The 13,636-nt window shown below is 53.5% G+C and carries 13 protein-coding genes and 1 tRNA gene; 13 read left to right on the top strand and 1 reads right to left on the bottom strand.

Going from position 1 to position 13,636, the window contains the following annotated elements; translation table 11 throughout:
• Window positions 1–42: 42 nt before the first annotated feature.
• Window positions 43–118, top strand: a tRNA-Gly gene (locus tag A7098_RS12495).
• Between the two features lie 233 nt (window positions 119–351).
• A complete protein-coding gene (locus A7098_RS12490; protein WP_100664635.1) occupies window positions 352–405 on the top strand; it encodes a hypothetical protein in 54 nt (17 codons plus the stop codon).
• Here A7098_RS12490 and queG read toward each other — a convergent pair.
• Entirely contained in the window at window positions 388–1,527 is a 1,140-nt protein-coding gene (gene queG, locus A7098_RS12485) for a tRNA epoxyqueuosine(34) reductase QueG (protein WP_105280880.1), read from the bottom strand. The genes A7098_RS12490 and queG overlap by 18 nt on opposite strands.
• Between queG and nnr the strand changes: the two genes are divergently transcribed.
• From nnr to purA, 11 genes are all read left to right on the top strand, one after another.
• The gene (gene nnr, locus A7098_RS12480; RefSeq protein ID WP_105280879.1) at window positions 1,526–3,073 is read left to right on the top strand and encodes a bifunctional ADP-dependent NAD(P)H-hydrate dehydratase/NAD(P)H-hydrate epimerase; all 1,548 of its coding nucleotides are present in this window, start codon (window positions 1,526–1,528) and stop codon (window positions 3,071–3,073) included. The genes queG and nnr overlap by 2 nt on opposite strands.
• Complete coding sequence (gene tsaE, locus A7098_RS12475) at window positions 3,045–3,506, top strand: tRNA (adenosine(37)-N6)-threonylcarbamoyltransferase complex ATPase subunit type 1 TsaE (RefSeq protein ID WP_000981977.1); 462 nt, start codon at window positions 3,045–3,047, stop codon at window positions 3,504–3,506. Before nnr ends, tsaE begins: the two co-directional genes overlap by 29 nt.
• Before the next feature lie 17 nt (window positions 3,507–3,523).
• Complete coding sequence (amiB, locus tag A7098_RS12470) at window positions 3,524–4,861, top strand: N-acetylmuramoyl-L-alanine amidase AmiB (RefSeq protein ID WP_105280878.1); 1,338 nt, start codon at window positions 3,524–3,526, stop codon at window positions 4,859–4,861.
• 9 nt (window positions 4,862–4,870) lie between these two features.
• On the top strand, window positions 4,871–6,718 hold the full coding sequence (gene mutL / locus A7098_RS12465) for a DNA mismatch repair endonuclease MutL (protein ID WP_105280877.1): 1,848 nt from the start codon (window positions 4,871–4,873) through the stop codon (window positions 6,716–6,718).
• Window positions 6,711–7,661, top strand: a complete 951-nt coding sequence (gene miaA, locus A7098_RS12460; protein ID WP_105280876.1) for a tRNA (adenosine(37)-N6)-dimethylallyltransferase MiaA — start codon at window positions 6,711–6,713, stop codon at window positions 7,659–7,661. The genes mutL and miaA overlap by 8 nt, the downstream gene beginning before the upstream one ends.
• A gap of 85 nt (window positions 7,662–7,746) precedes the next feature.
• Entirely contained in the window at window positions 7,747–8,055 is a 309-nt protein-coding gene (gene hfq / locus A7098_RS12455) for an RNA chaperone Hfq (RefSeq protein ID WP_001051883.1), read from the top strand.
• A gap of 76 nt (window positions 8,056–8,131) precedes the next feature.
• A complete protein-coding gene (hflX, locus tag A7098_RS12450; RefSeq protein WP_000460360.1) occupies window positions 8,132–9,412 on the top strand; it encodes a ribosome rescue GTPase HflX in 1,281 nt (426 codons plus the stop codon).
• Between the two features lie 86 nt (window positions 9,413–9,498).
• Window positions 9,499–10,758, top strand: coding sequence for an FtsH protease activity modulator HflK (gene hflK, locus A7098_RS12445; RefSeq protein WP_105280875.1), 1,260 nt, complete (start codon window positions 9,499–9,501; stop codon window positions 10,756–10,758).
• A gap of 2 nt (window positions 10,759–10,760) precedes the next feature.
• Complete coding sequence (gene hflC, locus A7098_RS12440) at window positions 10,761–11,765, top strand: protease modulator HflC (RefSeq protein ID WP_001232412.1); 1,005 nt, start codon at window positions 10,761–10,763, stop codon at window positions 11,763–11,765.
• 81 nt (window positions 11,766–11,846) lie between these two features.
• Entirely contained in the window at window positions 11,847–12,044 is a 198-nt protein-coding gene (locus A7098_RS12435; RefSeq protein ID WP_001089300.1) for a DUF2065 domain-containing protein, read from the top strand.
• 103 nt (window positions 12,045–12,147) lie between these two features.
• Entirely contained in the window at window positions 12,148–13,446 is a 1,299-nt protein-coding gene (purA, locus tag A7098_RS12430; protein ID WP_000527963.1) for an adenylosuccinate synthase, read from the top strand.
• The last annotated feature ends 190 nt before the right edge of the window (window positions 13,447–13,636 follow it).

Genomic DNA, 13,636 nt, shown 5'->3' with positions numbered 1-13,636 from the left:
GAAGGCAGCCAAGGCAGTAGCGGTTCGAAAGACGAAGATTAAGCGGGAATAGCTCAGTTGGTAGAGCACGACCTTGCCAAGGTCGGGGTCGCGAGTTCGAGTCTCGTTTCCCGCTCCAAATTCTCCTCCCAATAAAATATCCACAGCGACGCGATGCGTTATTGCTGGTTTTTGTTGTCTCTGACAAACTCTTGTAAACAGAGTTATCCACAGGTTCAGGCTGTAATCTTAATTTCAGAAAAACTTCGCACGGTGAATGGTAATTTTTCAACCTCTTGATATATAAGTTGAAAATTAAGATTGTGTTTTGCCGTATCGATCACTTGACGATGATATTCGTCTTGAATTGCAATGCGTTTTTATTTTTATTCACAAGCTGTGGATGAATCAGGCATCACGCGGTAGTCCCTTTTCAATTACACGAACCAGACGCTGTTTTTTCGGTAATTGTACTTCGACCACGCAGGCATTTCGTCTCTCGATTTGCTGCGCAATCGCCCACGCTATATGCTCATCAAGAAGTGGGTGCTCACCTTTACGACTTTCCAACGCCGTCAGAATCGCTTCATCCCAGGGCGCATTGCCTAATGCCACGGCGATATTACGCAGCCAGCGCAGGTGGCCTATACGGCGAATCGCCGAACCTTCCGTTATTTTTAAAAACTTCTCTTCGCTCCAGGCGAATAACTCAATGAGTTCCGGTGCGTGTAGTGGCTTGCGCGGGTTGAAATCATCTTCAGTTGTCAGTTGCGAATAGCGATTCCACGGACAGATAAGCTGACAGTCATCGCAGCCGTAAATACGGTTTCCCATTAATGGGCGTAACTCTTCCGGGATTGCCCCTTCCAGTTCGATGGTGAGATAAGAGATACAGCGGCGAGCATCAACGGTATATGGCTCGACAATGGCGCCGGTCGGGCAAATCGTCATACAGGCCACGCACTTACCGCATCCTTCCTCGACTGGTTGATCTACCGGTAACGGAATATCAACCAGCAGTTCGCCTAAAAAGAAGAACGAGCCGGCTTCGCGATTGAGGATAAGTGAGTGCTTACCTGTCCAGCCAAGTCCCGCTTTTTCAGCCAGCGGGCGCTCAAGAACAGGCGCAGAATCGACAAACGGTCTAAAATTCAGCGAAACACAATGTTGCTGAATCATCTCGCCCAGCTTTTTGAGTCGGTTGCGCAGAAGTTTGTGGTAGTCACGACCCAGCGCATAACGGCTAACATAGCCGAGTTTGGGATTTTTCAGCGTGCTGGCAAATGCGGCGTTGGCAGGCAGGTAGTTCATCCGCACGCTGATCACGCGCAGCGTACCGGGCAATAACTCGTGGGGGCGGGCGCGCAGCATACCGTGACGCGCCATCCAGTCCATTTCGCCGTGGTATTGTTTGTCCAGCCATGCTTGCAGTTTTGGCTCGGACTCGCTGAGATCGGTATCGGTAATACCCACCTGCTGAAAGCCCAGTTCCAGCCCCCACTGTTTAATTTTTTGCGCTAACTGATTGAGATCGAGGGGCTCTGACATGACGGACCATACAATGAAGAAAAACCCCGTAAGTATACCACACACCGTCTGGCACGCCGACGATATCCGACGTGGCGAACGCGAAGCGGCAGATGCGCTGGGGCTAACGCTTTATGAACTGATGCTTCGTGCGGGTGAAGCCGCGTTTCAGGTGTGTCGTACCGCTTATCCTGACGCCCGCCACTGGCTGGTGCTGTGCGGTCATGGCAATAATGGCGGCGATGGCTACGTGGTCGCGCGGCTGGCAAAAGCGGTCGGTATTGAGGTTACGTTACTGGCCCAGGAGAGCGACAAACCGTTACCGGAAGAGGCTGCGCTGGCACGCGAAGCATGGTTAAACGCGGGAGGCGAGATCCATGCCTCGAATATTGTCTGGCCTGCGCCGGTGGATTTGATCGTTGATGCGCTGCTCGGCACCGGATTGCAGCAAGCACCCCGCGAATCTGTTAGCCAATTAATCGACCATGCTAATTCCCATCCGGCGCCGATTGTGGCGGTTGATATCCCTTCCGGCCTGCTGGCAGAAACCGGCGCCACGCCAGGCACGGTGATCAACGCCGCTCACACCATCACCTTTATTGCCCTTAAACCTGGTTTGTTAACCGGCAAAGCACGGGATGTTACCGGGCAACTGCATTTTGACTCGCTGGGACTGGACAGTTGGCTGGCAGGTCAGGAGACGAAAATTCAGCGGTTTTCGGCAGAACAACTTTCTCACTGGCTGAAACCGCGTCGCCCGACTTCGCATAAAGGCGATCACGGGCGGCTGGTGATTATCGGTGGCGATCACGGCACGGCGGGGGCTATTCGTATGACGGGGGAAGCGGCGCTGCGTGCTGGCGCTGGTCTAGTCCGAGTACTGACCCGCAGTGAAAACATTGCGCCGCTGCTGACCGCACGACCGGAATTGATGGTGTACGAGTTGACGGAGAAATCTTTAACTGAAAGCCTGGAATGGGCCGATGTGGTGGTGATTGGCCCTGGTCTGGGCCAGCAAGAGTGGGGGAAAAAAGCCCTACAAAAAGTTGAGAGTTTTCGCAAACCGATGTTGTGGGATGCTGATGCATTGAACCTGCTGGCAATCAATCCCGATAAGCGTCACAATCGCGTGATCACGCCGCATCCTGGCGAGGCCGCACGGTTGTTGGGCTGTTCCGTTGCAGAAATTGAAAGTGACCGCTTACATTGCGCCCAACGTCTGGTACAACGTTATGGCGGCGTAGCGGTGCTGAAAGGTGCCGGAACCGTGGTCGCCGCCCATCCTGACGCTTTAGGCATTATTGATGCCGGAAATGCAGGGATGGCCAGCGGCGGCATGGGTGATGTGCTCTCTGGTATTATTGGCGCATTGCTTGGGCAAAAACTGTCGCCGTATGATGCAGCCTGTGCTGGCTGTATCGCACACGGCGCGGCGGCTGACGTGCTGGCGGCGCGTTTTGGTACGCGCGGGATGCTGGCAACCGATCTCTTTTCCACGCTACAGCGTATTGTTAACCCGGAAGTGACTGATAAAAACCATGATGAATCGAGTAATTCCGCTCCCTGATGAGCAGGCAACATTAGACCTGGGCGAGCGGGTAGCGAAAGCCTGCGATGGTGCAACCGTAATCTATCTGTATGGCGATTTAGGCGCAGGTAAAACCACCTTTAGCCGGGGCTTTTTACAGGCTCTGGGTCATCAGGGTAATGTCAAAAGCCCCACTTATACGCTGGTCGAACCCTATACGCTCGACAATTTAATGGTTTATCACTTTGATTTGTACCGCCTTGCCGATCCCGAGGAGCTGGAGTTTATGGGGATCCGCGATTATTTTGCCAACGATGCCATCTGCCTGGTGGAGTGGCCACAACAAGGTACAGGTGTTCTTCCTGACCCGGATGTCGAAATACACATTGATTATCAGGCACAAGGCCGTGAGGCGCGCGTGAGTGCGGTCTCCTCTGCGGGTGAATTGTTGCTGGCGCGTTTAGCCGGTTAACCTTTGAAGGTGGCGGGATGATGTATCGCATCAGAAATTGGTTGGTAGCGACGTTGGTGCTGCTGTGCGCGCAGGCTGGCGCCGCGACGCTCTCTGATATTCAGGTTTCTAATGGCAATCAACAGGCGCGGATAACGTTAAGTTTTATTGGCGATCCTGACTATGCATTTAGCCATCAAAGCAAACGCACCGTGGCGCTCGATATCAAACAAACGGGCGTGATTCAGGGGCTGCCGTTGTTGTTCAGCGGTAATAATCTGGTGAAGGCGATTCGCTCTGGAACGCCAAAAGATGCGCAAACGCTGCGGCTGGTGGTCGATCTCACCGAAAACGGTAAAACCGAAGCGGTGAAGCGGCAGAATGGCAGTAATTACACCGTCGTCTTTACGATTAATGCCGATGCGCCACCACCGCCTCCGCCGCCGCCCGTGGTTGCTAAACGTGTTGAAACGCCTGCGGTTGTCGCACCGCGCGTCAGCGAACCGGCGCGTAATCCGTTTAAAACCGAGAGCAACCGGGCTACGGGTGTCATCAGTAGCAATACGGTGACGCGTCCGGCAGCGCGCGCGACGGCTAACACTGGCGAAAAAATTGTCATCGCCATTGATGCCGGACACGGTGGTCAGGATCCTGGCGCTATCGGCCCTGGCGGTACGCGGGAGAAAAATGTCACCATCGCCATCGCGCGTAAATTGCGTACTTTGCTCAATGATGATCCGATGTTTAAGGGCGTTTTAACCCGTGACGGGGATTACTTTATCTCGGTGATGGGGCGCAGCGATGTGGCACGTAAGCAAAACGCCAATTTCCTTGTGTCGATTCACGCTGATGCCGCACCGAACCGCAGTGCTACCGGCGCTTCCGTGTGGGTGCTCTCTAACCGTCGCGCAAACAGTGAAATGGCAAGCTGGCTGGAACAGCACGAGAAACAGTCGGAGCTGCTGGGCGGGGCAGGCGATGTGCTGGCGAACAGTCAGTCTGACCCGTATTTAAGCCAGGCGGTGCTGGATTTACAGTTCGGTCATTCCCAGCGGGTAGGGTATGATGTGGCGACCAGTATGATCAGTCAGTTGCAACGCATTGGCGAAATTCATAAACGTCGACCAGAACACGCCAGCCTTGGCGTTCTGCGTTCGCCGGATATCCCGTCAGTACTGGTCGAAACCGGTTTTATCAGCAACAACAGCGAAGAACGTTTGCTGGCGAGCGACGATTACCAACAACAGCTGGCAGAAGCCATTTACAAAGGCCTGCGCAATTACTTCCTTGCGCATCCGATGCAGTCTGCGCCGCAGGGCGCAACGGCACAAACGGTCAGCACGGTGACGACGCCAGATCGCACGCTGCCAAACTAAGGATTATTAATGCCAATTCAGGTCTTACCGCCACAACTGGCGAACCAGATTGCCGCAGGTGAGGTGGTCGAGCGACCTGCGTCGGTAGTCAAAGAACTGGTAGAAAACAGCCTCGATGCGGGTGCGACGCGCATCGATATTGATATCGAACGCGGTGGGGCGAAACTTATCCGCATTCGTGATAACGGCTGCGGTATCAAAAAAGATGAGCTGGCGCTGGCGCTGGCTCGTCATGCTACCAGTAAAATTGCCTCTCTGGACGATCTCGAAGCTATTATCAGCCTGGGTTTTCGCGGTGAGGCGCTGGCGAGTATCAGTTCGGTTTCCCGCCTGACGCTCACTTCGCGCACTGCGGAACAGCAGGAAGCCTGGCAGGCTTATGCCGAAGGGCGTGATATGGACGTGACGGTTAAACCAGCGGCGCATCCGGTGGGAACAACGCTGGAGGTGCTGGATCTGTTCTACAACACTCCGGCGCGGCGCAAATTCCTGCGCACCGAGAAAACCGAATTTAACCATATCGATGAAATCATCCGCCGCATCGCGCTGGCGCGTTTCGACGTCACTATCAACTTGTCGCATAACGGCAAAATTGTGCGCCAGTACCGCGCAGTGCCGGAAGGCGGGCAAAAAGAACGCCGTTTAGGGGCGATTTGTGGCACCGCTTTTCTCGAACATGCCCTGGCGATTGAATGGCAGCACGGCGATCTCACGCTGCGCGGCTGGGTGGCTGATCCGAATCACACCACGCCCGCACTGGCGGAAATTCAGTATTGCTACGTTAATGGGCGCATGATGCGCGATCGCCTGATCAATCACGCGATCCGCCAGGCCTGCGAAGACAAACTGGGCGCCGATCAGCAACCAGCGTTTGTGCTGTATCTGGAGATCGACCCGCATCAGGTGGACGTCAACGTGCACCCCGCCAAACACGAAGTGCGTTTCCATCAGTCGCGTCTGGTGCATGACTTTATCTATCAGGGTGTGCTGAGCGTGCTACAACAGCAACTGGAAACGCCGCTGCCGCTGGATGATGAACCACAACCTGCATCGCGCGCCATCCCGGAAAACCGCGTAGCCGCAGGGCGTAATCATTTTGCAGAACCGGCAGTTCGTGAACCGGTAGCTCCACGCTACACTCCTGCGCCAGCATCAGGCAGTCGCCAGTCTGCTCCCTGGCCGAACGCGCAACCGGGCTACCAGAAACAGCAAGGCGAAGTGTATCGCCAGCTTTTGCAAACGCCTGCGCCGATGCTCAAACCAAAAGCGCCAGAACCGCAGGAACTTACGCTGGCATCGAATGGTCAAAGCTTTGGTCGGGTGTTGACTATCGTCAATTCCGACTGTGCGCTGCTGGAGCGTGACGGCAACATTTCACTTTTAGCCCTGGCGGTAGCGGAACGTTGGTTGCGTCAGATGCAACTGACGCCGGGGGAATCGCCAGTTTGCGCTCAACCGTTGCTTATTCCGTTGCGGCTAAAAGTCTCTGGCGAAGAAAAATCGGCATTAGAAAAAGCGCAGTCCGCTCTGGCGGAGTTAGGCATTGAATTTCAGTCTGATGCGCAGCATGTGACCATCAGAGCCGTGCCTTTACCCTTACGCCAACAAAATTTACAAATCTTGATTCCTGAACTGATAGGCTACCTGGCGAAGCAGTCCGTATTCGAACCTGGCAATATTGCGCAGTGGATTGCACGAAATCTGATGAGCGAACATGCACAGTGGTCAATGGCTCAGGCCATTACCCTGCTGGCGGATGTAGAACGGTTATGTCCGCAGCTTGTGAAAACGCCGCCGGGTGGTCTGTTACAATCTGTTGATTTACATCCGGCGATAAAAGCCCTGAAAGATGAGTGATATCAGTAAGGCGAGCCTGCCTAAGGCAATTTTTTTGATGGGGCCGACGGCCTCCGGTAAAACGGCGTTAGCCATTGAGCTGCGTAAAATTTTACCAGTAGAGTTGATAAGCGTTGATTCTGCCCTTATTTACAAAGGGATGGATATCGGGACGGCGAAGCCGAACGCTGAAGAGTTACTCGCCGCGCCGCACCGATTGCTGGATATTCGCGATCCGTCGCAGGCTTATTCGGCTGCTGATTTTCGTCGCGATGCGCTGGCGGAAATGGCCGATATCATGACGGCGGGGCGGATCCCGCTGTTAGTGGGCGGTACTATGTTGTATTTCAAGGCGTTACTGGAGGGGTTGTCGCCGCTACCGTCGGCGAACCCCGAAGTACGAGCCAGAATTGAGCAACAAGCGGCAGAGCAAGGTTGGGAGTCATTGCATCGTCAACTTCAGGAGATAGATCCTGTTGCGGCAGCAAGGATTCATCCAAATGATCCACAAAGGCTTTCCCGGGCACTGGAAGTTTTTTTCATTTCGGGTAAAACTTTAACGGAACTGACGCAAACGTCAGGAGACGCTCTACCGTATCAGGTGCATCAGTTCGCCATCGCCCCGGCGAGCCGTGAACTGCTCCATCAACGAATTGAGCAGCGTTTTCATCAGATGTTGGCTTCAGGTTTTGAAGCAGAAGTCCGGGCGCTTTTTGCCCGAGGAGATTTGCATACGGATTTGCCTTCCATTCGTTGCGTGGGTTATCGCCAGATGTGGTCTTACCTTGAAGGCGAAATCTCATACGATGAAATGGTTTATCGAGGTGTTTGCGCCACGAGACAGTTGGCGAAGCGGCAGATAACCTGGCTGCGTGGTTGGGAAGGGGTTCACTGGCTTGACAGTGAAAAACCAGAACAGGCGCGTGACGAAGTATTACAGGTTGTTGGTGCTATCGCAGGCTGAATGTGTACAATTGAGACGTATCGTGCGCAATTTTTTCAGAATCGAAAGGTTCAAAGTACAAATAAGCATATAAGGAAAAGAGAGAATGGCTAAGGGGCAATCTTTACAAGATCCGTTCCTGAACGCACTGCGTCGGGAACGTGTTCCAGTTTCTATTTATTTGGTGAATGGTATTAAGCTGCAAGGACAAATCGAGTCTTTTGATCAGTTCGTGATCCTGTTGAAAAACACGGTCAGCCAGATGGTTTATAAGCACGCGATTTCTACTGTTGTCCCGTCTCGCCCGGTTTCTCATCACAGTAACAATGCCGGTGGCGGTACTAGCAGTAACTATCATCATGGTAGCAGCGCGCAGAATACTTCCGCGCAACAGGACAGCGAAGAAACCGAATAAGGTTTCGGGCTGTTTTTTTTACACGGGGAGCCAGCGATCCTGCGTTCCCCGCTGATCTATTTAGAGGGTTTTACGCTTGTTTGACCGTTATGATGCTGGTGAGCAGGCGGTGCTGGTACACATCTATTTTACGCAAGACAAAGATATGGAAGACCTCCAGGAGTTTGAATCTCTGGTCTCTTCCGCCGGTGTCGAAGCATTGCAGGTGATTACCGGTAGCCGTAAAGCGCCGCACCCAAAGTATTTTGTAGGTGAAGGTAAAGCAGTTGAAATTGCGGAAGCTGTCAAAGCGACGGGTGCTTCGGTCGTTCTTTTTGACCATGCCCTGAGCCCAGCGCAAGAGCGTAACCTGGAGCGTTTGTGCGAGTGTCGTGTCATCGATCGCACCGGCCTTATTTTAGATATTTTCGCCCAACGTGCGCGTACCCATGAGGGTAAGTTGCAGGTTGAGCTGGCGCAGCTGCGCCATCTGGCTACGCGCCTGGTGCGTGGCTGGACCCACCTTGAAAGACAGAAAGGCGGGATCGGTTTGCGTGGTCCGGGTGAAACCCAGCTCGAAACCGACCGTCGTTTGTTGCGTAATCGCATCGTGCAGATACAGTCGCGCCTGGAAAGAGTTGAAAAGCAGCGTGAGCAGGGGCGGCAATCGCGTATCAAAGCCGACGTTCCTACTGTTTCGCTGGTGGGATATACCAACGCCGGTAAATCTACCCTTTTCAATCGCATCACCGAAGCGCGGGTCTACGCGGCAGACCAGTTGTTTGCCACCCTCGATCCGACGTTGCGGCGTATTGATGTCGCGGATGTCGGTGAAACCGTGCTGGCAGATACCGTAGGGTTTATTCGCCACCTGCCGCACGATCTGGTGGCGGCGTTTAAAGCCACGTTACAAGAGACGCGGCAAGCCACATTGCTGCTGCACGTCATTGATGCGGCAGATGTGCGTGTACAAGAAAACATCGAAGCGGTGAATACGGTTCTTGAAGAGATTGATGCTCACGAGATCCCAACCCTGCTGGTGATGAATAAGATCGATATGCTGGAAGATTTCGAACCGCGTATTGATCGGGACGAAGAGAACAAACCGATCCGTGTCTGGCTTTCTGCGCAGACCGGAGCGGGGATACCACAGCTTTTTCAGGCTTTGACGGAGCGGCTTTCCGGTGAGGTGGCGCAGCATACATTGCGTCTGCCGCCGCAGGAAGGGCGTCTGAGAAGTCGTTTTTATCAGCTTCAGGCAATAGAAAAAGAGTGGATGGAGGAGGACGGCAGCGTAAGTCTGCAAGTTCGTATGCCGATCGTTGACTGGCGTCGCCTCTGTAAACAAGAACCGGCGTTGATCGATTACCTGATCTAACCGGCAAAGCGTCTGAAGCGTGGAGTCATATCCTCTGGCGTCGAAAGACAACAGGGATCACCGCATAACAAATATGGAGCACAAACATGGCGTGGAATCAGCCCGGTAATAACGGACAAGACCGCGACCCGTGGGGAAGCAGCAAACCTGGCGGCAACTCTGAGGGAAATGGAAACAAAGGCGGTCGCGATCAAGGGCCACCTGATTTAGATGATATCTTCCGCAAACTGAGCAAAAAGCTCGGTGGTCTGGGCGGCGGTAAAGGCACCGGATCTGGCGGTGGCACTTCATCGCAAGGCCCACGCCCGCAGCTTGGCGGTCGTGTCGTTACCATCGCAGCGGCAGCGATTGTCATTATCTGGGCGGCCAGTGGTTTCTACACCATTAAAGAAGCCGAACGCGGCGTGGTAACACGCTTTGGTAAATTCAGCCATCTGGTTGAACCTGGTCTGAACTGGAAACCGACGTTTATCGACGAAGTTAAACCGGTGAACGTGGAAGCCGTGCGTGAACTGGCAGCTTCTGGTGTGATGCTGACGTCGGACGAGAACGTAGTGCGCGTTGAGATGAACGTGCAGTACCGCGTCACCAATCCGGAAAAATATCTCTATAGCGTGACCAGCCCGGATGACAGCCTGCGTCAGGCTACCGACAGCGCCCTGCGTGGAGTTATCGGTAAATACACCATGGACCGCATTCTGACGGAAGGTCGTACCGTGATTCGTAGCGATACTCAGCGCGAACTGGAAGAGACTATCCGCCCGTATGACATGGGTATCACGCTGCTGGACGTCAACTTCCAGGCTGCTCGTCCGCCGGAAGAAGTAAAAGCGGCGTTTGACGATGCGATTGCCGCGCGTGAAAACGAACAGCAATACATTCGTGAAGCAGAAGCGTATACCAACGAAGTTCAGCCGCGTGCGAACGGTCAGGCGCAACGTATCCTCGAAGAGGCGCGTGCGTACAAGGCTCAGACTATCCTGGAAGCCCAGGGTGAAGTCGCGCGCTTTGCTAAACTTCTGCCGGAATATAAAGCCGCGCCAGAAATTACTCGCGAGCGTCTGTATATCGAGACGATGGAAAAAGTGTTGGGCAATACCCGCAAAGTGCTGGTTAACGACAAAGGTGGCAACCTGATGGTTCTGCCGTTAGACCAGATGCTGAAAGGGGGTAACGCGCCTGCGGCGAAGAGCGACAACGGCGCCAGCAATCTGTTGCGTCTGCCGCCAGCCTCTTCCTCCACGACCAGTGGGGCAAGCAACACGTCGTCCACCAGTCAGGGCGATATTATGGACCAACGCCGCGCCAACGCGCAGCGTAACGACTACCAGCGTCAGGGGGAATAACGATGCGTAAGTCAGTTATCGCGATTATCATCATCGTGCTGGTAGTGCTTTACATGTCTGTCTTTGTCGTCAAAGAAGGTGAGCGCGGTATTACGCTGCGTTTTGGTAAGGTACTGCGTGACGATGACAACAAACCTCTGGTTTATGAGCCGGGTCTGCATTTCAAGATACCGTTCATTGAAACGGTGAAAATGCTCGATGCGCGTATTCAGACCATGGACAACCAGGCCGACCGCTTTGTGACCAAAGAGAAGAAAGACCTGATCGTCGACTCTTACATCAAATGGCGCATCAGCGATTTCAGCCGTTACTACCTGGCAACGGGTGGTGGCGACATTTCGCAAGCGGAAGTGCTATTGAAACGTAAGTTCTCTGACCGTCTGCGTTCTGAAATTGGTCGCCTGGACGTGAAAGACATCGTCACCGACTCCCGTGGTCGTCTGACTCTGGAAGTGCGTGACGCGCTGAACTCCGGTTCTGCGGGTACTGAAGATGAAGTCACTACCCCAGCAGCGGATAACGCCATTGCCGAAGCGGCAGAGCGTGTAACGGCTGAGACGAAGGGCAAAGTTCCGGTCATCAACCCGAACAGTATGGCGGCGCTGGGTATTGAAGTTGTCGATGTGCGTATTAAGCAGATCAACCTGCCGACCGAAGTGTCTGAGGCGATCTACAACCGTATGCGCGCCGAGCGTGAAGCGGTAGCGCGTCGCCATCGTTCACAAGGTCAGGAAGAAGCGGAAAAATTGCGCGCAACTGCCGACTATGAAGTGACCAGAACGCTGGCAGAAGCAGAGCGTCAGGGTCGCATCATGCGCGGTGAAGGTGACGCAGAAGCTGCCAAACTGTTTGCTGATGCATTCAGCAAAGATCCGGACTTCTACGCATTCATCCGTAGCCTGCGTGCTTATGAGAACAGCTTCTCTGGCAATCAGGACGTGATGGTCATGAGCCCGGACAGCGATTTCTTCCGCTACATGAAGACGCCGACTTCCGCAACGCGTTAAGATAACGACTGCGGTACAGGTCAATAAAGCCACCGCATCCTCAGGGATGTCGGTGGTTTTCTTTTTCTATAAGGACAATGAATGAATTCGACAATCTGGCTGGCGCTTGCTCTGGTTTTGGTGCTGGAAGGTTTAGGACCGATGCTTTACCCGCAGGCGTGGAAGAAGATGATCTCTGCGATGACCAATTTACCCGATAATATTTTACGTCGTTTTGGTGGTGGACTTGTGGTTGCGGGCGTTGTGGTCTACTACATGTTGAGGAAAACGATTGGCTGAACAAAAAATAGACTGATTAAGGTCATTTTTGGATGCAAAAAGTGCTGTAACTCTGAAAAAGCGATGGTAGAATCCATTTTTAAGCAAACGGTGATTTTGAAAAATGGGTAACAACGTCGTCGTACTGGGCACCCAATGGGGTGACGAAGGTAAAGGTAAGATCGTCGATCTTCTGACTGAACGGGCTAAATATGTTGTACGCTACCAGGGCGGTCACAACGCAGGCCATACTCTCGTAATCAACGGTGAAAAAACCGTTCTCCATCTTATTCCATCAGGTATTCTCCGCGAGAATGTAACCAGCATCATCGGTAACGGTGTTGTGCTGTCTCCGGCCGCGCTGATGAAAGAGATGAAAGAACTGGAAGACCGTGGCATCCCCGTTCGTGAGCGTCTGCTGCTGTCTGAAGCATGTCCGCTGATCCTTGATTATCACGTTGCGCTGGATAACGCACGTGAGAAAGCGCGTGGCGCGAAAGCGATCGGCACCACCGGTCGTGGTATCGGGCCTGCTTATGAAGATAAAGTAGCACGTCGCGGTCTGCGTGTTGGCGACCTTTTCGACAAAGAAACCTTCGCTGAAAAACTGAAAGAAGTGATGGAATATCACAACTTCCAGTTGGTTAACTACTACAAAGTTGAAGCGGTTGATTACCAGAAAGTTCTGGATGATACGATGGCTGTTGCCGACATCCTGACTTCTATGGTGGTTGACGTTTCTGACCTGCTCGACCAGGCGCGTCAGCGTGGCGATTTCGTCATGTTCGAAGGTGCGCAGGGTACGCTGCTGGATATCGACCACGGTACTTATCCGTACGTAACTTCTTCCAACACCACTGCTGGTGGCGTGGCGACCGGTTCCGGCCTGGGCCCGCGTTATGTTGATTACGTTCTGGGTATCCTCAAAGCTTACTCCACTCGTGTAGGTGCAGGTCCGTTCCCGACCGAACTGTTTGATGAAACTGGCGAGTTCCTCTGCAAGCAGGGTAACGAATTCGGCGCAACTACGGGTCGTCGTCGTCGTACCGGCTGGCTGGACACCGTTGCCGTTCGTCGTGCGGTACAACTGAACTCCCTGTCTGGCTTCTGCCTGACTAAACTGGACGTTCTGGATGGCCTGAAAGAGGTGAAACTCTGCGTGGCTTACCGTATGCCGGATGGTCGTGAAGTGACTACCACTCCGCTGGCAGCTGACGACTGGAAAGGTGTAGAGCCGATTTACGAAACCATGCCGGGCTGGTCTGAATCCACCTTTGGCGTGAAAGATCGTAGCGGCCTGCCGCAGGCGGCGCTGAACTACATCAAGCGCATTGAAGAGCTGACTGGTGTGCCGATCGATATTATCTCTACCGGTCCGGATCGTACTGAAACCATGATTCTGCGCGACCCGTTCGACGCGTAATCCTGGTACGCCTGGCAGATATTTTGCCTGCCGGGCTAACAGTGTGATACATTGCTGTGTCGGGTAAGCCATTATGCTATCCGACACAGTGTTAAATCCTCGCTTTTTTCCTTCCCCAAACTGAAATAAATTAGCGACACAGCTTGTGGCTGGTTTATCATCAATATAAATGTATTTTTTCCCGATTTCC

Source organism: Escherichia sp. MOD1-EC7011 (genome assembly GCF_002965005.1).
GTDB lineage: Bacteria > Pseudomonadota > Gammaproteobacteria > Enterobacterales > Enterobacteriaceae > Escherichia > Escherichia ruysiae.
The sequence above is the reverse complement of the archived record's forward strand: the minus strand, read 5'-3'. Positions and strand labels throughout refer to the sequence as shown.